21 protein-coding genes are annotated in these 21,855 nt (G+C 74.1%); 6 read left to right on the top strand and 15 right to left on the bottom strand.

What is annotated here, in order from left to right:
• Positions 1–33: 33 nt before the first annotated feature.
• Complete coding sequence (locus tag AC07GB_RS16205; protein WP_478845781.1) at positions 34–777, bottom strand: cobalt-precorrin-6A reductase; 744 nt, start codon at positions 775–777, stop codon at positions 34–36.
• A gap of 30 nt (positions 778–807) precedes the next feature.
• Between AC07GB_RS16205 and AC07GB_RS16200 the strand changes: the two genes are divergently transcribed.
• Positions 808–1,935: a cobalt-precorrin-5B (C(1))-methyltransferase gene (locus AC07GB_RS16200; RefSeq protein ID WP_478845780.1), complete on the top strand. Its 1,128-nt coding sequence runs from the start codon at positions 808–810 to the stop codon at positions 1,933–1,935.
• A 79-nt stretch (positions 1,936–2,014) separates the two neighbouring features.
• On the opposite strand, the gene cobM is transcribed toward AC07GB_RS16200, so the two are convergent.
• The 4 genes from cobM to AC07GB_RS16180 all read right to left on the bottom strand — a co-directional run bounded on the left by cobM (position 2,015) and on the right by AC07GB_RS16180 (position 4,790).
• Positions 2,015–2,764 (bottom strand): precorrin-4 C(11)-methyltransferase, encoded by a 750-nt coding sequence (gene cobM / locus AC07GB_RS16195; protein WP_478845778.1) that lies wholly within the window; start codon positions 2,762–2,764, stop codon positions 2,015–2,017.
• The gene (gene cbiE, locus AC07GB_RS16190) at positions 2,761–4,026 is read right to left on the bottom strand and encodes a precorrin-6y C5,15-methyltransferase (decarboxylating) subunit CbiE (protein ID WP_478845776.1); all 1,266 of its coding nucleotides are present in this window, start codon (positions 4,024–4,026) and stop codon (positions 2,761–2,763) included. Before cbiE ends, cobM begins: the two co-directional genes overlap by 4 nt.
• A 100-nt stretch (positions 4,027–4,126) precedes the next feature.
• Positions 4,127–4,633, bottom strand: a complete 507-nt coding sequence (locus AC07GB_RS16185; protein ID WP_478845774.1) for a hypothetical protein — start codon at positions 4,631–4,633, stop codon at positions 4,127–4,129.
• 34 nt (positions 4,634–4,667) lie between these two features.
• Positions 4,668–4,790 carry a hypothetical protein gene (locus tag AC07GB_RS16180; protein ID WP_478845772.1) on the bottom strand — a complete coding sequence of 41 codons (123 nt, stop codon included), beginning with the start codon at positions 4,788–4,790 and terminating at the stop codon, positions 4,668–4,670.
• 268 nt (positions 4,791–5,058) lie between these two features.
• Here AC07GB_RS16180 and AC07GB_RS16175 point away from each other — a divergent pair, with 268 nt between their 5' ends.
• The gene (locus AC07GB_RS16175; RefSeq protein WP_478845770.1) at positions 5,059–5,775 is read left to right on the top strand and encodes a response regulator; all 717 of its coding nucleotides are present in this window, start codon (positions 5,059–5,061) and stop codon (positions 5,773–5,775) included.
• 33 nt (positions 5,776–5,808) lie between these two features.
• On the opposite strand, the gene AC07GB_RS16170 is transcribed toward AC07GB_RS16175, so the two are convergent.
• A complete protein-coding gene (locus AC07GB_RS16170) occupies positions 5,809–7,557 on the bottom strand; it encodes a sensor histidine kinase (RefSeq protein WP_478845768.1) in 1,749 nt (582 codons plus the stop codon).
• 1,847 nt (positions 7,558–9,404) lie between these two features.
• On the opposite strand from AC07GB_RS16170, the gene AC07GB_RS16165 reads away from it, so the two are divergent.
• A complete protein-coding gene (locus tag AC07GB_RS16165) occupies positions 9,405–9,785 on the top strand; it encodes a hypothetical protein (protein WP_478845766.1) in 381 nt (126 codons plus the stop codon).
• Between the two features lie 3 nt (positions 9,786–9,788).
• On the opposite strand, the gene AC07GB_RS16160 is transcribed toward AC07GB_RS16165, so the two are convergent.
• Positions 9,789–10,613 carry a class I SAM-dependent methyltransferase gene (locus tag AC07GB_RS16160; RefSeq protein WP_478845764.1) on the bottom strand — a complete coding sequence of 275 codons (825 nt, stop codon included), beginning with the start codon at positions 10,611–10,613 and terminating at the stop codon, positions 9,789–9,791.
• A 70-nt stretch (positions 10,614–10,683) separates the two neighbouring features.
• Between AC07GB_RS16160 and AC07GB_RS16155 the strand changes: the two genes are divergently transcribed.
• Both AC07GB_RS16155 and AC07GB_RS16150 read left to right on the top strand, forming a co-directional pair.
• Positions 10,684–12,543 carry a S9 family peptidase gene (locus tag AC07GB_RS16155; RefSeq protein ID WP_478845762.1) on the top strand — a complete coding sequence of 620 codons (1,860 nt, stop codon included), beginning with the start codon at positions 10,684–10,686 and terminating at the stop codon, positions 12,541–12,543.
• A gap of 57 nt (positions 12,544–12,600) precedes the next feature.
• The gene (locus AC07GB_RS16150; RefSeq protein WP_478845760.1) at positions 12,601–13,389 is read left to right on the top strand and encodes an SURF1 family protein; all 789 of its coding nucleotides are present in this window, start codon (positions 12,601–12,603) and stop codon (positions 13,387–13,389) included.
• A gap of 52 nt (positions 13,390–13,441) precedes the next feature.
• Here the strand turns inward: AC07GB_RS16150 and AC07GB_RS16145 are convergent, their stop codons facing one another.
• The 7 genes from AC07GB_RS16145 to AC07GB_RS16115 all read right to left on the bottom strand — a co-directional run bounded on the left by AC07GB_RS16145 (position 13,442) and on the right by AC07GB_RS16115 (position 20,104).
• The gene (locus tag AC07GB_RS16145; protein WP_478845758.1) at positions 13,442–14,782 is read right to left on the bottom strand and encodes a hypothetical protein; all 1,341 of its coding nucleotides are present in this window, start codon (positions 14,780–14,782) and stop codon (positions 13,442–13,444) included.
• On the bottom strand, positions 14,779–15,432 hold the full coding sequence (locus AC07GB_RS16140) for a SigE family RNA polymerase sigma factor (RefSeq protein ID WP_078869075.1): 654 nt from the start codon (positions 15,430–15,432) through the stop codon (positions 14,779–14,781). Before AC07GB_RS16140 ends, AC07GB_RS16145 begins: the two co-directional genes overlap by 4 nt.
• 379 nt (positions 15,433–15,811) lie before the next feature.
• Positions 15,812–16,870: an aspartate-semialdehyde dehydrogenase gene (locus AC07GB_RS16135; protein WP_478845756.1), complete on the bottom strand. Its 1,059-nt coding sequence runs from the start codon at positions 16,868–16,870 to the stop codon at positions 15,812–15,814.
• A complete protein-coding gene (locus AC07GB_RS16130; protein ID WP_030682780.1) occupies positions 16,867–18,138 on the bottom strand; it encodes an aspartate kinase in 1,272 nt (423 codons plus the stop codon). The genes AC07GB_RS16135 and AC07GB_RS16130 overlap by 4 nt, the downstream gene beginning before the upstream one ends.
• A 249-nt stretch (positions 18,139–18,387) precedes the next feature.
• Entirely contained in the window at positions 18,388–19,068 is a 681-nt protein-coding gene (locus tag AC07GB_RS16125; RefSeq protein WP_478845754.1) for a DUF5063 domain-containing protein, read from the bottom strand.
• Positions 19,061–19,660, bottom strand: a complete 600-nt coding sequence (gene recR / locus AC07GB_RS16120; RefSeq protein ID WP_478845752.1) for a recombination mediator RecR — start codon at positions 19,658–19,660, stop codon at positions 19,061–19,063. Before recR ends, AC07GB_RS16125 begins: the two co-directional genes overlap by 8 nt.
• Positions 19,661–19,762: 102 nt before the next feature.
• Entirely contained in the window at positions 19,763–20,104 is a 342-nt protein-coding gene (locus AC07GB_RS16115) for a YbaB/EbfC family nucleoid-associated protein (protein WP_478845750.1), read from the bottom strand.
• Between the two features lie 313 nt (positions 20,105–20,417).
• Between AC07GB_RS16115 and AC07GB_RS16110 the strand changes: the two genes are divergently transcribed.
• The gene (locus AC07GB_RS16110; RefSeq protein WP_478846078.1) at positions 20,418–21,173 is read left to right on the top strand and encodes an SLATT domain-containing protein; all 756 of its coding nucleotides are present in this window, start codon (positions 20,418–20,420) and stop codon (positions 21,171–21,173) included.
• Positions 21,174–21,204: 31 nt separating this feature from the next.
• On the opposite strand, the gene AC07GB_RS16105 is transcribed toward AC07GB_RS16110, so the two are convergent.
• Complete coding sequence (locus AC07GB_RS16105) at positions 21,205–21,855, bottom strand: hypothetical protein (RefSeq protein WP_478845748.1); 651 nt, start codon at positions 21,853–21,855, stop codon at positions 21,205–21,207.

The raw sequence follows: 21,855 nt of genomic DNA, 5'->3' as shown, positions 1-21,855 counted from the left end.
GGCCTGCCCGGCGGTTCACCCACAGCGGCCCGGTCAGCGAAGGCCCGCGATCCAGCGGGCCGCCGCCTCGGGGTCGCCCACCACCAGCACCCCCTCCGGCACCGGCGGCCTGCGGACCACGACCACGGGGAGCCCGGCCTCGCGGGCGGCCGTCAGCTTCGGCGCGGTGGCGGCGCCCCCGCTGTCCTTGGTGACGAGGACGTCGACGCGGTGGCGGCGCAGCAGCTCCCGCTCGCGATCGAGGGTGAAGGGGCCGCGGTCGAGGAGCACCTCCATGCGGGGCGGGTGCGGCGCCTCGGGCGCGTCCACGGACCGTACGAGGAACCACTGCTCGCGCAGGTCCGCGAACGCGGCGAGACCCATGCGGCCCGTGGTCAGGAACACCCGCGCGCCGAGCGCGGGCAGCAGCTGCGCGGCCTCCTCCAGGGAGGCCGCCTCGCGCCAGTCGTCCCCCGCCACCGGGACCCAGCCGGGGCGGCGCAGCGCGAGCAGGGGAACATGGGCGTCGGCGGCGGCCCGCGCCGCGTTGAAGCTGATGGTCCCGGCGAAGGGGTGGGTGGCGTCGATGAGCGCGTCCACCGCGTGCGCGCGCAGCCACGTGGCCAGGCCCTCGGCCCCGCCGAAGCCGCCCACGCGCACGTCGCCGGGCGGGAGCCGGGGCGCGGCGACGCGCCCGGCCAGGGAGTTCGTCACGCGCAGCCCCGGCGGCGCCTCGTCCGCCAGGCGTTCGGCGAGGCGACGGGCCTCGGTGGTCCCGCCGAGGATGAGGATGTGCACGAAAGCCGGTTCCCTTCGGAAGAGCGAGGCATGAGCAGCGAGGCCAAGGGCGGCCGCGGCGCCCAACTCAAGCACACCGGCCTCAGGCCCGGCTGGACCACCGGGGCCTGTGCGACGGCGGCCACGACGGCCGCGTACACCGCGCTCCTGACCGGCGCGTTCCCCGACCCCGTGACGATCACCCTGCCCAAGGGGCAGACGCCGTCCTTCGCGCTCGCGGCCGAGGAGCTGGGGGGCGGCCAGGCGATGGCGGGGGTCGTGAAGGACGCGGGCGACGACCCCGACGTCACGCACGGCGCGCTCGTCCGGGCCACGGTGCGGCGGCTTCCCGCCGGGTCCGGGGTGGTCTTCAGGGCGGGCCCCGGCGTCGGCACGGTCACGCGCCCCGGCCTGCCGCTGCCCGTGGGCGAACCGGCGGTGAACCCCGTGCCCCGGCAGATGATGCGGGACCACGTCGCGCGGGTCGCGGCGGCGCACGGCGGCAGCGGCGACGTGGAGATCACCGTCTCCGTCGACCACGGCGAGGAGATCGCCCGCTCCACCTGGAACCCGCGTCTCGGCATCCTCGGCGGCCTGTCCATCCTCGGCACCACCGGCATCGTCGTGCCGTACTCCTGCTCGGCGTGGATCGACTCCATCCGGCGGGGCGTGGACGTGGCGCGGGCGGCCGGGCGCACGCACGTCGCCGGGTGCACCGGGTCGACGTCGGAGCGGACGGTCGTCGCCGAGTACGACCTGCCCGAGGACGCCCTGCTCGACATGGGTGATTTCGCGGGTGCCGTCCTGAAGTACGTCCGCCGCCACCCGGTGGACCGCCTGACCGTCTGCGGCGGCTTCGCGAAGCTGTCCAAGCTGGCCGCGGGCCACCTCGACCTGCACTCGGCCCGCTCCCAGGTCGACAAGGGCTTCCTCGCGGCCCTGGCCCGCCGCGGCGGCGCCGACGAGGACCTGGCCGCACGGGTGGCGGACGCCAACACCGGCCTCGCCGCGCTCCAGCTGTGCGCGGCGGCAGGCGTCCCCCTGGGCGACCTGGTGGCCGTGGAGGCCCGCGACCAGGCCTTGGCGGTGCTGCGCGGCGCCCCGGTGACGGTGGACGTCATCTGCATCGACCGCGCGGGAGCGGTGGTGGGAAGGTCGGGCCTGTCCGAAGCACCCTAAGGGGCGCGGGGAACTGCGCGACAAGCCACGACGAACCCGCAGCCGCCAGACGCCGAACCGCGGCACACCGGCGAAGCGCTCAGCAGGTATGCCGATCGCGCTCGGCAGAGTAGAGGTGGCTGTCACGGAACTGCGCGGCACCCAGCGTCCGCCCCACCATGATCACGGCAGTCCGCACGACCCCCGCGGCCTTCACCTTCGCGGCGATCTCGTCGAGGGTCCCGCGCAGGACCAGTTCCTCGGGGCGCGAGGCGTACGCGACGACCGCGGCGGGGCAGTCGGCGCCGTAGTGCGGCAGCAGCTCCCCGACCACGCGGTCGACGTAACCGGCCGCCAGGTGCAGCACGATCAGCGCGCCGCTGCGGCCGAGCGTCGCCAGGTCCTCGCCCTCGGGCATGGCCGTGGCGCGCTGCGCGATCCGGGTGAGGATCACGGTCTGGCCGACGGTCGGCACGGTCAGCTCCCGCTTCAGGGCGGCAGCGGCGGCGGCGAAGGCGGGCACGCCGGGGACGACCTCGTAGGGCACGCCCGCCGCGTCGAGGCGCCGCATCTGCTCGGCGACCGCGCTGAACACCGACGGGTCACCGGAGTGCAGCCGGGCCACGTCGTGCCCCTCCTCGTGGGCGCGCGTCAGCTCGGCGACGATCTCCTCCAGGGTGAGCTGCGCGGTGTCCACCAGGCGGGCGCCCGGCGGGCATTCGGCGAGCAGTTCGCGGGGCACCAGGCTGCCCGCGTACAGGCAGACCCGGCAGGAGGCGAGCGTCCGGGCGCCGCGCACCGTGATGAGGTCGGCGGCGCCGGGTCCGGCGCCGATGAAGTACACGGTCATAGGTCTGCTCCCGAAGTCCCGCTTGCGTCTGCTGTCTTCTGTACGGCCCACTGGGTCACCGGCATGGCCTGGCGCCAGCCGGTGAAGCCGCCGACGGGCACGGCGTGGGCGACGGCGAGCCGCACCAGGTCGCCGCCGTGGCGCCGGCGGGCGGCGGCGAGCAGCGCCTCGGACTCCAGCGTCACGGTGTTGGCGACGAGGCGGCCCCCTTCGGGCAGCGCCCGCCAGCAGGCGTCGAGCAGCCCGGGGGCGGTGAGCCCGCCGCCGATGAACACGGCGTCGGGCCGGGGCAGTCCGGCGAGCGCGGCGGGTGCGGCACCCGTGACGACCCGGAGGCCCGGCACGCCGAGCCGCTCGGCGTTGCGGCCGATGCGCTCGGCGCGTACGGGGTCGCGCTCGACGGTGAGGGCCCGGCACGAGGGGTGGGTCCGCAGCCATTCGACGGCGATCGACCCTGAGCCGCCGCCGACGTCCCACAGGAGTTCGCCCGGGGCGGGCGCGAGCGCGCCGAGCGTGGCGGCGCGGACGTGCCGCTTGGTGAGCTGTCCGTCGTGCTCGTACGCCGCGTCCGGCAGGCCGGGCACCGCGCCGAGGCGCAGGGCGTCCGGGGCGCGCCGGCACTCGACGGCGACGACGTTGAGGGGGTCGCCGTGCGGCAGCGCCCAGGTGTCGGCGGTGGCCGGGTCGGTCATCCGCTCCGCCGGGCCGCCGAGTTGCTCCAGGACCCGCATCCGGCTCGGCCCGAAGCCGCGGTCCCGCAGCAGGGCCGCGACCTCGTCCGGGGTCGCGGCGCCCGCGCTGAGGACGAGCAGGCGGCGCCCGTCGTGCAGGGCCGCGGCGAGCCGTGCGGCCGGGCGGCCCACGAGCGTGACGACCTCGACGTCCTCCAGGGGCCAGCCGAGCCGGGCGCAGGCGTACGACACGGAGGAGGGGTGCGGCAGGACGCGCAGCGCGCCGGGCCCCAGCTCCTCGGTGAGGGCGCGCCCGATCCCGTAGAACATCGGGTCGCCGCTCGCGAGCACGGCGATCCTGCGGCCCGCGTGCGCGGCGAGGAGGCCCGGCACGGCGGGCCGCAGCGGCGAGGGCCAGGCGATCCGCTCCCCGGCGCACTCCGGCGGCAGCAGCGCGAGCTGCCGGGGGCCGCCGATCAGGACGTCCGCGGCGCGCAGTTCGTCCCGGGCCGCGGCCGGGGCCCCGGCCCAGCCGTCGGCGCCGAGCCCGACGACGGTGACGGCGGGCGGGGCGGGGCGGGGGCGGGTCACTGCGTGGTTCCTCGGGGTTCGGGGGCAACGGAGGCGCACTCTACTGGGGCCGCGCCGGGCCCTCGCGGGGCGCCCCGGGGCCCGTCCCGTGCGGGCCGGTTCAGGAGTGGGCGCCGGGCGGGGCCCACGTCAGCGCGCGGGCGCGGCGGACGCACGCCCGCCGGACGTCGGCCGAGGCGGCCGTGGCGGCGACCGCGAGGGCGGCCGCGGCGAGCACGAGGCCGAGGGCGGCCGGGTTGAGCCAGCCGGGCACCCCCGCGGTGTACGTACCGTCGCCGGCGACGTGGCAGCCGAACCGCAGCGGGAAGTACGTGGCCTCGTACCCGTCGATGCGCCCCGCGCGGGCGGCGCCCACGGCCCGCCGGCAGGCCTGCTCGTGCTCGGTCATGTCGAGGCGCAGCAACTGGAGGGCTCCCCAGGCGTAGACCCCGGTGGCGCCCGCCGCGAGCAGAAAGGCGCCGGCGCGCAGGCCCGTCGACAGGCCGGGGCGGTTCCTGACCACGCACATCCAGACGTACGCCACGGCCGCCGTGACGACGATCATGGCGAGGAAGACGATGCCCAGGAGAGAGACGAAGCTGTGCTCTATGAGGGGATCCAATGACATGCGCTTCGCCTCCCTTTGCCTTTCCGGGAAGCTATCAGAGGCCGCTGTCGGGGCCGGGGGCGGCGGGCGCCCGCGCGGCCGCACAGCCGTGCGCGCCATGCGCCTGCGCGGCCGCTCCCCTGCGGCCGCGCAGGCGGGGTGCGGTGTCCGCTGCCACGTCCTCAGCCGTGCCGCACCTGGTGACGGTCCCGGATCGGCGTCGCCGCCTCGGGCGCCGGGACCTGGGCCATGGGCTCCCCCCGGGACCAAGATGCCCTGCCGGGGAGGGGTACCGCGAGGGCCGACCGGCCCCCGCCCGGGGCCGGACGGTACCCCCCTTGCCGCCGCGGTGGGCCGTTCGGCCCCTGGCAGGAGTAAGCCCTTACCGTCACCCTCGTAAGGGCCGCGAAAGATCGCGGCCAACGCGGCGAAGGCAGGGGGCAGCGATGAACACACCCGCCGCGGCGGAACGACCGCCCGCGGAGCCGAAGGCCCCCATCCGGGTCTTCCTCCTGGACGACCACGAGGTCGTCCGCCGCGGGCTGCGCGACCTCCTGGAGGGCGAGCCCGACATCGAGGTGGTCGGCGACGCGGGAACCGGCGCGCAGGCGCTGGTGCGCGGGCCCGCGCTGCGCCCGGACGTGGCGGTGCTCGACGTCCGCCTCCCCGACGGCGACGGCATCACGGTCTGCCGCGAACTGCGCTCGCTGATGCCGCGGCTCGCCTGCCTGATGCTCACGTCGTTCGACGACGAGGACGCGCTGCTCGACGCGATCATGGCGGGCGCGGCCGGGTACGTGCTGAAGCAGATCAAGGGCTCCGACCTCGTCACGGCCGTACGGACCGTCGCGTCCGGGCAGTCGCTGCTCGACCCGGCGACGACGGCCCGGCTCATGCGGTCCCTGCGCGGCCCCGAGGAGGAGCCGCCGCCCGAGGACGCGCGCATCGCCGCCCTCAACGACCGGGAGCGCGGCATCCTCACCCTCGTGGGCGAGGGCCTCACCAACCGGCAGATCGGCGAGCGGCTCTACCTCTCGGAGAAGACCGTCAAGAACCACATCTCCCGCATGCTCGCGAAGCTGGGCGTGGAGCGCCGGGTCCAGGCAGCGGTCCTGGCGGCCCAGGTGCCACCGGCCAAGGCGCCGCGGCGCGGGGACCGTTGACGCGGGCAGGCCCCAGACCCTGCGGCCCGTGCCCTAGGGCGTGGCCCGCAGTGGCACGCGCCACTCCAGGCGGGTGCCTCGCCGCTCCCCCGCCCGCACCCCGAGCACCCCGCCGAGGCGCGCGGCCCGCTCCGCGAGGTTGCGCAGGCCCGCGCCGTGCTGCGCGTCCATGGGCTCGGGCGCGGGCTCCCCGGGCCGCGCGATGCCCACGCCGTCGTCGACCACGGCGAGTTCGAGCGTGCCGTCGCGCACCGCGAGGGCGACCTCGGCGCGATGGGCCCGCGCGTGCCGGGCGACGTTGGCGAGCGCCTCGTTCAGTACGGCGATGACGTCGTCGGCGACCTCGCGCGGCACCTCCGTGTCGATCAGGCCCTCCATCCGAAGGGCGGGCGTGAAGCCGAGCGCCCCGGCCGCGTCCTCGATCGCCCGCACCACGCGCACGCGCAGGCCCGCCGCGCCGCCGGGCGCCTCGTGGTCGCGCAGGCCGAAGATGGTGGAACGGATGATTTTGATGGTGGCGTCCAGGTCGTCGACGGCCCGGCGCAGCCGCTCCGCCGCGCCGGGGTGCTCGACGAAGCGCTGCACGCTCTGGAGCGTCATGCCCGTCGCGAAGAGCCGCTGGATCGCCAGGTCGTGCAGGTCGCGGGCGATCCGGTCGCGGTCCTCCAGGAGGCTCATCTGCTCGGCGTCGTGCCGCCGGTCGGCGAGTTCGAGGGCGAGCGCGGCCTGCCCGGCGAAGCCCGTCAGGGGCGTGGTCTCCGTCGCCGAGAAGCCGGGGCGCCCGGCCCTGCGGGCGAGCAGCAGGACACCCCGTACGTCGTCCCGCGTGCTCATGGGCACCGCCACGGCCGCCCCCAGGCCCTCCCAGCGGTCCGCCTTGTACGTCACCCGCGGGTCCTCGCGTACGTCGGTCGCGGACACCAGGGCCTGGGCGTCGAGGGCGGCGCCCGCGAAGGTGCCCTGGCGCGGCAGGGTCGCGCCCCGGTGGGCCTGCGCGTGCTCGCCGATGGCGATGACGACGCGCAACTCGCCGTCCCCGCCGACCAGTTCGATCACCCCCAGCTCCGCCGACGTCAGCTCCCGGGCCCGCTCGGCCATCAGCTCCAGGACCTGGGCCTGGGGCGCGCCCGAGAGCAGGGCGCTGGTGACCTCCGCGCTGGCCTGGAGCCAGCGCTCGCGCAGCCGGGCCTCCTCGTACAGGCGGGCGTTCTCCACGGCCACGCCGGCGGCGACGGCGAGCGTCGAGAGCACCGACTCGTCCTCGGCGTCGAACTCGGCGCCGCCGTGCTTCTCCGTCAGGTACAGGTTGCCGAAGACCTTGTCCCGTACGCGGATCGGTACGCCCAGGAAGGAGTGCATCGGCGGGTGGTGCTCGGGGAAACCGGAGGACGCCGGGTGCTCCGACAGCTCCGCGAGCCGCATGGGCTCCGGGTTGCGGATCAGCTCCCCGAGGAGGCCGTGGCCCGAGGGCAGGTCACCGATCTGCGCGCGCAGTTCGTCGCTGATGCCCACCGGCAGGAACTCGTCCAGCATGCGCCCCTGCCCGATCACGCCGAGCGCGCCGTACTCGGCGTCCACGAGGGCGACCGCCGTCTCCACGATCCGTCTGAGGACCTGCGCGAGGTCCAGCTCCCTGCCGACCGACAGGACCGCCTCCAGGAGGCTGTGCAGGCGGTCGCGGGTGCCGCGTACCGTGCCGATGCGTGCCGCCAGCTCCTCGAGCAGCTCGTCGAGACGCAGCCGCGTCAACTGCTGTCCGCCGCCCGCGCTTTGCTGCCCCATCGGCTCCTCCGCCCCCACTCCGCCGCTCACCGTAGCCCCTACCGCCCCCACCCGAAGCCGAACCCACCGAAGCCTGCGCCCGGCTCTCTCCTGAGGGGGGCGCGCCCTCGTGCTTTCCTGCCCTCCCCGGGGGGCCGCACCATCGTGCTTCCCCGCTCTGCGAAGGGGAGCCCTCTGCCGTGCTTTCCTGCACTTCCCGGAGGGGAGCCCCACCACTGTGCTTCCCTGCCCTGAAGGGGAGAGCCCCGCGCCTGTACTCACCTTCCGGCGGAGGGGAGTCCGACCACCGGCTCTCCCGTCCCCCTGGAGGCCTGCCCCGCCACCGTCCTTCCTCCCTTGCGGAGGGGTGCCCGGCCACCGGATTTCACTCCCCCCAACCGCGCCGGCTCACACCCGGGGCAGGGCCCATGGGCAAGCGCGGCCTCCCGCCTCCGGCGGACCGGGACAGGCCGAGCCGCTACCGCGGCGGTTTCCCTCCCACCCGCCCGCCCGTTCCTGCCCCGGCGGCGTGGCCGGGCCCCGACCTGGCGGCGCGCGGGCCGGCCACTCCGGCGGAGGCCCGTTCTTTCGCCCGGGGGCGGGCCTGCCTGGGGTGCCCCGAGGCCCCGCCTGTGTCACCCCGGTCCACCGGCCGGGTCTTCTCCCCCCCCCACCCGCCCCCGTCGGCCTGCGGCCTCGTCCTCAAACGCCGGACGGGCTTGATCTCCCCGCCCGCCCCTGTTCGTGAGCGGGGCAAGTGAGGGGCAACCCGTCAGCACCAGGGCGGGAGATGGGCCGCAGCCGCCAGGTCAGGGCTCAGCCCATGCCACCGAGACAGGCACGGATGGGTGGGCGGGAAGTTGGGCAGCGACCCGCAGCCGCCAGGCCGGGGCCCGACCAAGCCATCAGGCAGGAACAGGCGGTGGCGGGCAGAGGACCGCAACCGCTGGGTCAGGGCCCAGCCCATGTCGCCGAGGCTGGCGCGGACGGGTGGGTGGGAAGCATCTGGCGGGCAGTTGCACAGCGATCCGCCGCCTCCAGGGCGGGGCCCAACCAAGCCATCGGGCCAGGAAACGGGCGGGCAGGTGAGAGACAACCCGCCGCGAAAGCGACCGGGGAGACGAGCGACCGGCCGCAGCCGCCAGGCCGGGGCCCGGCCAGGCCGCCGGGGCAGGTACGGGTGGGTGGGCGGGAGGCACCCCGGCGCGGTAGCGGCGGGGCAGACGAGCGACCGGCCGCAGCCGCCAGGTCGGGGCCCAGCCCTGTCACCGGGCCAGGCACGGGTGGGCGGGTGGGAGAGATCCCGGCGCGGTAGCGGCGGGGGAGGTGCGCGACGGGCCGCAGCCGCCAGGCCGGGCCCGGCCAAGTCGCTGGGGCAGGTACGGGTGGAGGGGCCGGCGGGGTGTGGGCGGGGCTTCGGGGTAGGCATCGGCGGCAGCGGCGGGGCCGGGCGAGGTGTCGGGGCAGGTTCCGCGCGGCGGCTCGTGCTGTCACCATGCTCACCCAGGCAGGGGGAGGCGCGCATGGCAGAGGTGTTCTTGCGGCGGCTGTCACGTTGGCAGGCGGAGCAGCAACGCGAGGACGTGGCAACCGTGTACACGGCGAGCCACGAACAGACCCGGAACCAGGGCCAAGACCACGGTCACAGCCAGGGCCAGGGCCACGGTCGCGGCCAGAGCCAGAGCCAAGGCCAAGCACGCCCCGGCCGCGCTGAGGGCCAAGGGTTCGGGCAAGCCCCGTATCAGAGCAGCCCGTACGGAAGCAGCGCGTACACAGGCAGCCCGAACGAAAGCGGCGCGTACCAAAGCAACCCGCACCAAAGCAACGCGGAAGCACGCCGCACCTTCCTGGCCAGGTTCGAACGCCACGTGCAGGAGCGGGACTTCGACATGGTCGCGGCCGACTCCGCCACGGGCCTGGTCGGCTGCCTGTACGGCTACCGCGCCACCCCGGAAGCCCATGACTTCACGGCCCTGCGCGACGTCCTGCCGCCGGCGGCGACGGGCGCGGCCGCGGCAGGACGCCTGTTCCTGCTCGTGGAGCTGATGGTGCTGCCGGAGCACCGCCGCAGGCGCGTCGCGACGCGCATGCGGGACCTGTTGCTCGCCCGGCACGGCACGGACGTCGTCGTCACGACGCTCGCGGCGGCCGGCGGCGGCACCGCGCACGAGGTGCTGCGGGCGTGGTCGTGCACGAAGCTCGGCGAGTTCGGGGCGCCCCCGAGGGAAGCCTGGATGCACCCGGCCTGACGGTCAGGCCCGGCTGGCCTTCAGGGAGTACATCAGGGGTACGCGCGGACTCGTGGCCGGGTAGCGGTAGAGCCCGTCGCGCGGTTCGAGCGCGGCGAAGCGCCGGAAGAGGGTCACGTCGTGTTCGTGCAGGAAGTCGACGCGCAGGCCCGCCTGCGCGAGGGCCGTGACGACCTCGCCGACGGGGTGCTGCCACTCGACGCTGCGGTTGTGGACGGTGACGGCGTCCCCGTCGGCGTACCCGCCGGGCCCCTCGTCGACCCACGCGTCACGCGCGAAGTAGTCGTGCTCGATCCGCGTACCGGTGGCGTCGTCGAGGACGTCCGTGAGGGGGTGGAACTCGGCGAGGTAGAGGAAACCGCCGGGCGCGACGAGTGCGGCGGCGGTCTCGGCCCAGCGCCGGATGTCGGGCAGCCAGCACAGGGCGCCCGCGCCGGTGTAGACGATGTCGTACGAGGTGTCGGGCACGGCCTCGGCGGCGTCGTACACGTCGGCCGCGACGAACGCCGCCCGGTCCGGGGTGAGCCCGAGTTCGGTGGCGAGGCCGCGGGCGGCCTCCACGGCGGGCTCGGAGAAGTCGAGGCCGACGACGCGGGCGGCGCCGTGCCGCGCCCAGGAGAGGGTGTCGAGGCCGATGTGGCACTGGAGGTGCAGCAGGGAGCGGCCGGTGATGTCGCCGATCTCGGCCCGCTCGAAGTCGCGCAGCGGGTCCTTGCCGGCGCGGAAGGCGGCGAGGTCGTAGTAGTCGCTGGCCAGGTGGATCGGCACACGCTCGTCCCAGCGGCGCCGGTTGGACTCGCGCCAGTCGGCGGGGTTCGGTGTGTACATGCCCGAAAGTTATCCACAGGCTGGGGACCCTCGCCAGCGGATTACGGAGAGGGCGAGGCACTATGGGGCCATGAGTGAGACGGGCAAACAGGTGGACGCAGGGGCCGAGGGCGGCGCGGGGGCCGGGAGCGGCGTAGGAGGTGGCGGGGCGCCTGAGTGGGAGAAGCGGTTTCGGGCGGCCCGCGTGTCCCTTCCGGACTGGGCCGAGGACGCCCCGGACCGCTCCCTGTTCGTGTCGAACGCGACAGGGACGTACGAGCTGTACGCCTGGGACCGCGCGACCGGCGCCCAGCGTCAGGTCACCGACCGGGCGAACGGCACGACGGACGGCCTCCTCTCCCCCGACGGCCGGTGGATCTGGTGGTTCGACGACAAGGACGGGGACGAGTTCGGCGTGTGGCGCCGCCAGCCCTTCACCGGCGGGGCCGACGAGGCGGCCGTGCCCGGCCTCGCCCCCTCGTATCCGGCCGGTCTCGCCCTCGGCAGGGACGGCCGCACGGTCGTGGTGGGCCGCTCCACGGACGAGGACGGCTCGACGATCCACGTCGTCGGCCCGGACGCGGCCCCCGGCGCCGAGCCCGTCGAGATCTACCGGCACCGCGAGTCCGCGGGCGTCGGCGACCTCTCGCACGACGGCTCCCTGATCGTCGTCGAGCACACGGAGCACGGCGACGCGATGCACTCCGCGCTGCGCGTCCTGCGCCTGGACGGCTCGGTGGTCGCCGACCTGGACGACACCAAGGGCGGCGAGGTCGAGCTTGGCCTGGAGTCCCTCGGCTTCGCGCCGGTCGAGGGCGACACGCGGCTGCTGGTCGGCCACCAGCGCCGGGGCCGCTGGGAGCCGATGGTGTGGGACGTGGCGTCGGGCGAGGAGACGGACCTGGCCATCGACCTGCCGGGCGACGTGTCGGCGGAGTGGTATCCGGACGGCTCGGCGCTGCTCGTCGCGCACGGCTTCGAGGCCCGCGGCGACCTGTGGCGGTACGACCTGGCCACGCGTGAGCTGACCCGTGTGGAGACCCCGCGCGGCTCGGTGTCCGGCGCGACGGCCCGCCCCGACGGCACCGTGGAGTACATGTGGTCGTCGGCCGCGGAGCCGCCCGTCCTGCGCTCCACCTCGGGCCGGGTCGTCCTGGACCCGCCCGGCATGAAGGCGCCCGCGTCGGTGCCCGTGGAGGACGCGTGGGTGGAGGGCCCCGGCGGCCGCGTGCACGCCCTGGTCCAGAAGCCCGCGGGCGCGAAGGGCCCGCTGCCCACGGTCTTCGAGGTGCACGGCGGCCCCACCTGGCACGACAGCGACTCCTTCGCGGCCGGCCCGGCCGCCTGGGTCGACCACGGGTACGCGGTCGTGCGGGTCAACTACCGCGGCTCCACGGGATACGGCCGCGCGTGGACGGACGCCCTCAAGCACCGCGTCGGGCTCATCGAGCTGGAGGACATCGCCGCGGTGCGCGAGTGGGCCGTCGCCTCCGGCCTCGCGGACCCGGAGCGGCTGATCCTGTCCGGCGGCTCCTGGGGTGGCTATCTCACGCTCCTCGGCCTCGGCACCCAGCCGGACGCCTGGGCACTCGGCCTCGCCGCGGTCCCCGTGGCGGACTACGTGACGGCGTACCACGACGAGATGGAGGCCCTGAAGGCGATGGACCGCACCCTGTTCGGCGGGACGCCGGAGGAGGTGCCCGAGCGCTTCGAGGCCTCGTCCCCGCTGACGTACGTGGACGCGGTCAAGGCCCCGGTCTACATCTCCGCGGGGGTGAACGACCCCCGCTGCCCCATCCGCCAGGTGGAGAACTACGTGGAGCGCCTCGCGCAGCGCGACGCCGTCCACGAGGTGTACCGCTACGACGCGGGCCACGGCTCCCTCGTCGTCGACGAACGCATCAAGCAGGTCGCCCTTGAGCTGGACTTCGCCGCCCGCCACCTGCCCTAGCCCCGGCGGGGCGCCCCGGGGGAAGCCGTCCCCGGGGCGCCCCGTACCGTGGGAGGCGTGTACCGGTTCCTGCTGACCCCCCGCTGGTGGGGGATCAACGTGTTCGTCGCGCTGGCCATCCCCCTGTGCCTGTTCATGGGCTCCTGGCAGCTCGGCCGCTTCGAGGACCGCGTGCAGGACCACGAGGACGCCAAGAAGCAGACCGCCGTCGACACGAGCGCGAAGGCGCGGCCGCTGGCAGGGCTCCTGCCCGTGGACCGGGAGACGTCCGGCGAGCGGGCGACGGCCACCGGCCGGTACGGCAAGCAACTCCTCGTCCCGGACCGCACGTTGGACGACCGCAGCGGGTACTACGTCCTCACGCTGCTGCGCACCGACGGCGGCAAGTCGCTGCCGGTGGTGCGCGGCTGGCTGCCCGGCAAGGCCGACGCGGACAAGGCGCCCGCGCCGCCGAAGGGCGAGGTCACCGTGACCGGCGCGCTCCAGGCCTCGGAGAGCCCCAGCTCGGACGGCGTACGGACGGCGGGCGGCCTGCCCACGGGCCAGGTCGGCATGATCAGCGCGGCGTCCCTCGTGAACCTCGTACCGGACGACGTGTACGACGCCTGGGTCACGCTCGACAAGGGCACGGACGGCCTGCGGCCGGTCCCCGCGGCGGCGCCGGAGGACTCGGGCCTGGACATCAAGGCGTTCCAGAACCTGGGCTACACGGGCGAGTGGTTCGTGTTCGCGGGGTTCGTGGTCTTCATGTGGTTCCGGCTCTTCCGGCGCGAGCGGGAGTTCGCCCGGGACGCCGAGCTGGGCCTCGCGCCGGAGCCGGAGGCTCCGCAGCGCTCCACCGCCTGAGAGCGGCCGAGGCCGGCGGGGGCGGGCCGGGGCGCCCGGGGGCCCGGGGGCGCTACTGCGCCGGGAGCACCCCGGTCTTGTACACCGTGCCCGAGCAGGCGTTCGCCACGGTCGCGTCCGCCGACGGGGCGCCCGGTTCCGCCGTGAGGGACACCGCGACGCTGCCGTCCTTGGTGCCCTCCTCGCCGAGCAGCTGGGTGGTCGGGCCGCCGCTCTCCCCGGTGCCGCCCTCGGAGCCGGAGCCGCCCGCGCCGCCGTCGGTCGGGGAGGGGTTCGGCGAGGGCTCGCCGCCGTCGGACGGGCACTGCGCCGAGGGCACCCAGGCGAAGCGCACCTCGTACGACGCGCCGGGCTTGAGGACGAGCGAGCTGGCCTCCTGGGCCGGGTCGGGCAGGCCGGTGCCGTCGCCCGGGGTGTGGTCGACGACGGTGATGGCCGAGGGGCTGGCCGCGCCCTGCGCGGTGGCGGCCACGGCGCCCGCGTTCTCGACCGTGCAGCTGCTGCCGGAGACGTTGGCGACGCGGAAGGTGCCGTAGACCTTGCCGTCGGCGTCGGCGGGGCCCACGGAGCCGGAGGCGTTGCCGAGCTGGGAGGCGTCGCAGGTGGGCGAGGTGACGGCGTCGGTGCCCTGGTCGTCGGGCTCGGTGCCGCCGGTGGCGCCGCCCCTGCCCGTCTCGCCCCTGTCCTTGCTGCCCTTCTCCTTGCCCTTCTCGCCCTTGTCCTTGTCGCTCTTCTCCTTCTTCTTCTCCTTGCCGCCGCCGGTCTCCTTGCCGGGGCGGCCGGGGTCCTTGCCCTCGCTGCCGCCGTCCTGGCTGTGCTGGCTCCTGCCCGCGCCGGCGATGGAAGGACGCGCGTCGGAGTCGTCGGACGAGCGGGTGACGTGCACGAGCGCGGGCACGGCGGTGGCCGCGAAGAGGACGACGGCGGCCGCGCCGACGAAGGCCTGGCGCTTGCGGGCCCTGCGGGTGGGCACGGCGTGCCGGAGCTTCTCCAGGGCCGCGTCGGCGGGCTCGATGTCCTGGACGGCGGTGCGCAGCAAACGCCGCAGCGCCAGCTCGTCGTCGGCGAGGCCACGGGGCTCGTCGGGATCACCGAAGCCGCCACCGCCGAAGCCGCCGCCGGAGCCACCGGAGCCACCGAAGCCGGAGAACGGGGAGCCGCCGCCGTCGACAGCGGTCAGCCGGCCGAGCCCGCGCAGCTGCTCCGTGACATCCGGTACATCCGATACATCCCGTACATCTCGTACGTCAGGTGCGTCGGGTGCGTCGGGTGCGTCCCGTGCCTCGTGGTCGTGGTCGAGGCGGTCGCCGTCGACCGGGCCGTGCTTCACCGTGTCGTTCCCAGCGTCGTGCTCGTGCTCGTGGTGCTTGCCCATGCCGCCCGCTCCGCTCATGCCGGGGCCTCCATGGCGACCCGCAGGGCGGCGATGCCGCGCGAGCCGTAGGCCTTGACCGAGCCGAGCGATATGCCGAGCGTCTCGGCGACCTGGGCCTCGGTCATGTCCGCGAAGTACCGCAGGACGAGGACCTCGCGCTGGCGGCGCTGGAGGCCGCGCATGGCCTTGATCAGCTCGTCGCGCTCCAGCTGGTCGTACGCGCCCTCCTCGGCGCTCGCCATGTCGGGCATCGGCTTCGTGAGGAGCTTCAGGCCGAGGATGCGCCGGCGCAGCGCGGACCGGGAGAGGTTCACCACGGTCTGGCGCAGATACGCGAGGGTCTTCTCGGGGTCGCGGACGCGCTTGCGCGCGGAGTGGACGCGGATGAACGCCTCCTGCACGACATCTTCGCAGGACGCGGTGTCGTCGAGGAGCAGGGCGGCGAGTCCGAGCAGCGACCGGTAGTGGGCGCGATAGGTCTCGGTGAGGTGGTCGACGGTGGTGCCCGCGGTCACGGCCACCTCATCGCCCTCGCGCTGCGTCGGAATGCGGGCGGGCCGCGTCACGGGCATGGGGGCGATCACCGGCATGCCGCCGGGTACGCGAGGACGGCGGGACGGTCGTAGTGCCGCCGCGCCGCTCGCGGTGAATTCGAGTACCTCTGCCACGCCTGTTGGACACGCTTCCCCCCATCAGGGTTGTACGCGTCAGGCATGGCGTTCGGCACCGCGAGCGCGACGTGCCTCACAGGCACCGCTCTCCACGGTGCGTCAAAAGCCCCCATGCGTACCAGCTCTTCCCCTATGCCCCAATTGCTTTTCGCAGCGTTCAGGCCGCCCACCGGAGGGCGAGGGCGAAGACGCCTACGCCGCCCGGTCGGTTGCAGCGGCCGGAAGCCGAATCTTCGAACGCGCGGACGCCCCAGTTCAAGCGGTCTGGACCAGAGATCGGACACCGAACTTACACAGGTCCTACAGGTCGCTCCGCTTCGGGGAGCCTTTCGGGCAGCCGGGTCTGCCCCGAGAGCCGCCCTCGGGGGAAGGCCGGTCAGCCGGCCGGGATCTCCCCCGCCACCAGCTCGGCGATCTGCACCGTGTTCAGGGCGGCGCCCTTGCGCAAGTTGTCCCCGCACACGAAGAGTTCGAGCGCGGCCGGGTCGTCCAGGGCGCGCCGGAGCCGTCCGGCCCAGGTGGGGTCGGTGCCGACGGCGTCGGCGGGCGTCGGGAACTCGCCGGACGCGGGGTCGTCGAACAGGACGACCCCGGGCGCGGTGGCGAGGATCTCGCGGGCGCGCGCGACCGTCACCTCGTCCTCGAAGCGCGCGTGGACGGTCAGCGAGTGCGTCGTGACGACCGGCACCCGGACGCAGGTGACCGCGACCTTCAGGTCCGGCAGGCCGAGGATCTTCCGGGACTCGTCCCGGACCTTCATCTCCTCCGACGACCAGCCGTCGTCGCGTACGGAACCGACCCAGGGCACCACGTTCAGCGCGACCGGCTCAGGGAAGGGCCCGGTGTCGTCGCCGACGGCGCGGCGCAGGTCGCCGGGCCCGGTGCCAAGCTCGCTGTCCGCGACGAGCCTGAGCTGGCGCCGCAGCGTGTCGACGCCGTCCCGCCCGGCCCCGCTGACGGCCTGGTACGAGGACACCACCAGCTCCCGCAGGCCGAACTCGGCGTGCAGCGCGCCGAGCGCCACGATCATCGAGAGGGTGGTGCAGTTCGGGTTGGCGACGATGCCGCGCGGGCGTACGCGCGCGGCGTGCGGGTTGACCTCCGGCACGACCAGGGGGACGTCCGCGTCGAGCCGGAAGGCGGCGGAGTTGTCGACCACGACGACACCCCGCGAGGCGGCGATGGGCGCCCACTGGGCCGCCACCTCGTCGGGCACGTCGAACATGGCGACGTCGACGCCCGTGAAGACGTCCTCGCTCAGCGCGAGGACCTCGACCTGCTCCCCGCGCACGGCCAGCTTGCGGCCGGCCGAGCGCGGGGAGGCGACGAGTCTGATCTCGCCCCAGATGTCGGCGTGCTGCGACAGGATCTGGAGCATCACCGAGCCGACGGCCCCGGTCGCCCCGACGACCGCGAGCGTCGGCTTGCGGTTCATCGCCCGGTGCCTCCATAGACCACGGCTTCGTCCGAGTCGGAGTCGAGGCCGAAGGCGGTGTGCACGGCGCGCACGGCCTCGTTGACGTCCTCGGCGCGGGTGACCACGGAGATGCGGATCTCGGAGGTCGAGATCAGCTCGATGTTCACGCCCGCGTCCGTCAGCGCCTCGAAGAACGTGGCGGTGACGCCGGGGTTCGTCTTCATGCCCGCGCCGACCAGGGAGATCTTCGCGATCTGGTCGTCGTAGCGCAGCGAGTCGAAGCCGACGCCCGCCTTCGTCTTCTCCAGGGCGTCGATGGCCTTGCGGCCCTCGGCCTTGGGCAGCGTGAAGGAGATGTCGGTGAGGCCCGTCGCGGCGGCCGACACGTTCTGCACGATCATGTCGAGGTTGATCTCGGCGTCGGCGACGGCGCGGAAGATCGCGGCGGCCTCGCCCGGCTTGTCCGGCACGCCCACGACCGTGATCTTGGCCTCGGACGTGTCGTGCGCGACACCAGAGATGATCGCCTGCTCCACCTTGCGGTCCCCTTGCGGTTCGTTGCTGACCCACGTGCCCTGCAGTCCACTGAAGGAGGACCGCACGTGGATCGGGATGTTGTAGCGGCGTGCGTACTCCACACAGCGGTGGAGCAGCACCTTGGACCCGGAGCTGGCCAGCTCCAGCATGTCCCCGAAGCTGATCCAGTCGATCTTCCGGGCCTTCTTCACGACGCGCGGGTCGGCGGTGAAGACGCCGTCCACGTCCGTGTAGATCTCGCAGACCTCGGCGTCGAGCGCGGCGGCGAGGGCGACGGCGGTGGTGTCGGAACCGCCGCGGCCCAGGGTCGTGATGTCCTTCTTGTCCTGGCTCACGCCCTGGAAACCGGCGACGATGGCGATGTTGCCCTCGTCGAGCGCGGTCCGGATGCGGCCCGGCGTCACATCGATGATCCGGGCCTTGTTGTGGACCGAGTCGGTGATGACACCGGCCTGGCTGCCGGTGAACGACTGGGCCTCGTGGCCCAGGTTTTTGATCGCCATGGCCAGCAGGGCCATGGAGATCCGCTCTCCGGCGGTCAGCAGCATGTCGAATTCGCGCCCGGCAGGGATCGGTGACACCTGCCCGGCAAGATCGATCAACTCATCCGTCGTGTCACCCATGGCCGACACCACGACCACCACTTGGTGGCCGTTCTTCTTGGCGTCGACGATGCGCTTGGCGACCCGCTTGATGCCCTCGGCATCGGCTACGGAGGAGCCTCCGTACTTCTGCACGACAAGGCCCACGTGCGCTCCTCGCTCAGTAAAGTCTCTTCCCGCCCATGGCGGTCGGCTCAGTCTAACGAGCGGCCGAATCGCGCCCCGGGAGTATCAGATCGTGAGATGTCCCGCTCACGTCGTGATCACCCGGCGGGGCTCCCTGTCCTCCGGCCGCTCCGGGGACTCCACTGCCCGCTGTGGAGCGGAGCACTCCGGAAAGTGGGGTGGGTCACAGGGGCCGCGCGGGCCCCGCCGGGGCGCCTGGCGCAGGGCCTGCTACTGCACGGGCCGCAGGCCGAGCGGGCCCGCGATCTCCTCGGCCATGACCTTGCCCGCGGCCTCTTCCAGGGTCTCGTCCGCGAGGTCCTGGTCGGTGTCGAGGCCGTTGAGGTCCTCCAGGGGCTGGTTCAGGCGGACGTGCGCGACCAGGGACTGGAGGGCGCGCAGGGACGCCGACGCCGTGGCGCCCCAGTTGGAGAAGTAGGAGAACTGCCACCACCACAGGGCCTCCGTGGTGCGGCCCTCGCGGTAGTGGGCCAGGCCGTGGCGGAGGTCGGTGACGACGTCGGCCAGGTCGTCGGAGATGCGGCAGGCGACCGGGGCCTTGCGCGGCTCGTACGGGTCGAAGACCTCGGAGTAGACGTCGATCGGGTCGAGGAGGGCGGCCAGGCGCTCGCGCAGCTCGTCCACGTCGCCCTCCGGGCCCAGGTCGGGCTCGTAGCGCTCGTCGGGGACGATGTCCTCGTGCGCGCCGAGGCGGCCCCCGGCAAGCAGGAGCTGGGAGACCTCCAGGAGCAGGAAGGGGACGGCCGAGTCCGGCTCGTCGCCCCTGGCGACCTCCGTGACCGCGACGATGAAGCTCTCGATCTGGTCGGAGATCTGGACCGCGAAGTCGTCCGGGTCCTGGGACGCGGCGTGCACCAGCGTCTTCGGCTGCGGCTCAGGTGACTTAGACATCTAGGAGTCGTCTCCCCTCGAAAGCGCGGCCCAGGGTGACCTCGTCCGCGTATTCCAGATCTCCCCCGACAGGGAGTCCGCTGGCCAGGCGGGTGACCTTCAGGCCCATCGGCTTGATCATGCGCGCGAGGTACGTCGCCGTGGCCTCGCCCTCCAGGTTCGGGTCCGTCGCCAGGATCAGCTCGGTGACCGTGCCGTCGGCGAGGCGCGCGAGGAGTTCCCGTATGCGCAGGTCGTCGGGGCCCACGCCCTCGATGGGGCTGATGGCGCCGCCGAGTACGTGGTACCGCCCCCGGAACTCGCGGGTCCGCTCGATCGCCACGACGTCCTTGGGCTCCTCCACCACACAGATGACGGAGGGGTCCCTACGGGCGTCGCGACAGATGGCGCACAGCTCCTCCTGAGCCACGTTCCCGCAGGTCGCGCAGAAGCGGACCTTGTCCTTCACCTCAAGGAGCGCATGCGCGAGACGCCGTACGTCCGTCGGCTCCGCCTGGAGGATGTGGAAGGCGATCCGCTGCGCGCTCTTGGGACCGACGCCGGGCAGCCTGCCCAATTCGTCGATGAGGTCCTGGACCACGCCTTCGTACAACGGACTGCCTTTCCTGCGGGTTTCCGGGGTCAGTGTTCGGGGGTCAGGGGGCTTTGATACGTACCGTAGTTGGCCGCCGGGCGACTTTGAAGGTAACGGCGATTAGAACGGCAGGCCGGGGATGCCGCCGCCGCCCAGGCCCTGGGCGAGCGGGCCGAGCTTCTGCTGCTGGAGCGCCTGCGCGTTCTCGTTCGCCGCGTGCACGGCGGCCACGACGAGGTCCGCGAGGGTCTCGGTGTCCTCCGGGTCGACCGCCTTCGGGTCGATCACGAGGGCGCGCAGCTCACCGGAGCCGGTGACCGTGGCCTTGACGAGGCCGCCGCCCGCCTGGCCCTCGACCTCCGTGCGCGCCAGCTCCTCCTGCGCCTGGGCGAGGTCCTGCTGCATCTTCTGGGCCTGCTGGAGCAGCTGCTGCATGTTGGGCTGTCCACCACCGGGGATCACGATCAGCTCCTGGTGTCCATCGAGTGCGTACGACGTGCTTGTCGGGCGTGTTGACGCCTGGCACGAGCCTACGTGGTGACGGGGGCGAGCGCCCCGGCACTCCCGGCGGCACTCTTTCGGGTGAGATCGGCGGTGTTCCTATACCTGATCAAGCACCCCTTCCAGGCGGAAAAGCCGTGAAAACGGCCGCATAGCCACCCATTGGGCGGTAGGACTTGTGCTCGCGCAGAGGCACCGTCCATTACGTTGCGTCACTTATGCGGAACTTATGCGGAAGCCGAGGGAGTGCCGGGTGAGCCACCACCAGCCGGAGATGCAGCCTGAGGGGGTGCCCCATGACGGGCACGAGGCAGGGGCGGGGGCGCCGGGCGGCGCGGGTGGCGGGCTCGGGGGCGCCCCGGGCGGCCGGGAGTTCCCCACGGGCGACTGGGGCGAGCCCGCGGCGCGGCTCGACGAGCTGTACCGGTGGGTGGAGCGGGGCGCTCTCGACACCGCCGGGTGGTACCTGCGCGACCGCGTCCGCAAGCGGCGCGGGGCCCGCCTGCTGCGCGGCGGCGCCGCGCTCGGGGCGCTCGGGGCCGGGGTGCTTCCGCTGCTCGACCTCACGGGGGCGGCGGGCGGGGTGGCCACGTGGGGATTCGTTTCGCTGCTCGCCGGGGTCGCGTGCGTGGGATGCGACCGGTACTTCGGGTTCACGTCGGGGTGGATGCGGGACGTCGCCACCGCGCAGGCCGTGCAGCGGCGGTTGCAGGTGCTCCAGTTCGACTGGGCCTCGGAGAGCGTGCGGGAGGTGCTCGGGCCCGCGGAGGGGACCGCGAGCGAGGCGGCGGAGCGGTGCCTGGGGGTCCTTCGGCGGTTCTCCGAGGACGTGACGGAGCTGGTGCGGGCCGAGACCGTGGACTGGATGGTGGAGTTCCGCGCGGGGTCCGCGCCGCTGGCCATGCAGACCGGCGGGGGCGGACCCGCCCCCGGCCCCGCCCGCGAGCCCGGCGGGGCCCCCGGGCGCTTCCCCCTGCCCCCCGGGGCCCGGCCGAACATGCCGCGGCAGCGGCCGCCGGAGCCGCGCTAGCGGGCACCCGAGCCGCGCCGGGGCAGGGCGGCTAGCTGTAGATGATCATCGAGCCCTGGGCCAGGCTGCGCGTCGTCGCCGCGTGGAGGCCGAGCCACACGTGGCGCTCGCGGGCGAAGGGGCTCGGGTCGTGGGGCGGCGCGGGGGCCGGCTCCTCCAGGGTCGTGGGGGACTGGGGAGGGGCCGGGGGCAGCGGGGGGTTCGCGGGGTCTATGCCGATGGACGGCGCCACGAACTCCAGCTCGCGCAGGAGCGCCTGGGAGGAGCCCAGCGGGCCCCCGCCGGCGAGCAGCTCGTCGTTGGCGAGCGGCGCGGGGAAGTCCACGGGCACGTACGCCCCGGCGTGGTCGTAGTGCCACACCAGGTGCGACTGCTGGGCCGTCGCGTCGAACATCTCCAGGAGTTGCTCGTAGTCCCCGCCGAGTTCGTCGACCGGAGTGACCTCAAGGCCGCAGACGCGCAGCAGGTACGCGCGCCGCAGGAAATGCAGCGCGTCGTAGTCGAAGCCCGCGACCGGTGCCACGTCGCCGGACAGGCCCGGCATGTACGCGTAGACGGGGACCGTCGGCAGTCCCGCGTCGGTCAGTGCCTTGTCGTACGCGGCGAGTTCCTCCGCGAAGGGGTTGTCGGGGCTGTGGCACAGCACATCGACGAGCGGGACGAGCCACAAGTCGCAGGCCAA

It is taken from the genome of Streptomyces sp. NPDC045778 (assembly GCF_056431945.1).
Note: the sequence above shows the minus strand (reverse complement) of the source record. Positions and strands in the feature narration are given on the sequence as shown.

What these genes read in the sequence shown, in the direction of transcription:
- AC07GB_RS16185 (WP_478845774.1), bottom strand. Translation starts at nt 4,633, where the DNA reads ATGTCATTGGATCCCCTCATAGAGCACAGCTTCGTCTCTCTCCTGGGC.
- cobM (WP_478845778.1), bottom strand. Translation starts at nt 2,764, where the DNA reads ATGACCGTGTACTTCATCGGCGCCGGACCCGGCGCCGCCGACCTCATC.
- AC07GB_RS16200 (WP_478845780.1), top strand. Translation starts at nt 808, where the DNA reads ATGAGCAGCGAGGCCAAGGGCGGCCGCGGCGCCCAACTCAAGCACACC.
- AC07GB_RS16175 (WP_478845770.1), top strand. Translation starts at nt 5,059, where the DNA reads ATGAACACACCCGCCGCGGCGGAACGACCGCCCGCGGAGCCGAAGGCC.
- AC07GB_RS16145 (WP_478845758.1), bottom strand. Translation starts at nt 14,782, where the DNA reads ATGAGCGGAGCGGGCGGCATGGGCAAGCACCACGAGCACGAGCACGAC.
- AC07GB_RS16135 (WP_478845756.1), bottom strand. Translation starts at nt 16,870, where the DNA reads ATGAACCGCAAGCCGACGCTCGCGGTCGTCGGGGCGACCGGGGCCGTC.
- AC07GB_RS16160 (WP_478845764.1), bottom strand. Translation starts at nt 10,613, where the DNA reads ATGTACACACCGAACCCCGCCGACTGGCGCGAGTCCAACCGGCGCCGC.
- AC07GB_RS16125 (WP_478845754.1), bottom strand. Translation starts at nt 19,068, where the DNA reads ATGTCTAAGTCACCTGAGCCGCAGCCGAAGACGCTGGTGCACGCCGCG.
- AC07GB_RS16155 (WP_478845762.1), top strand. Translation starts at nt 10,684, where the DNA reads ATGAGTGAGACGGGCAAACAGGTGGACGCAGGGGCCGAGGGCGGCGCG.
- AC07GB_RS16170 (WP_478845768.1), bottom strand. Translation starts at nt 7,557, where the DNA reads ATGGGGCAGCAAAGCGCGGGCGGCGGACAGCAGTTGACGCGGCTGCGT.
- AC07GB_RS16110 (WP_478846078.1), top strand. Translation starts at nt 20,418, where the DNA reads ATGCAGCCTGAGGGGGTGCCCCATGACGGGCACGAGGCAGGGGCGGGG.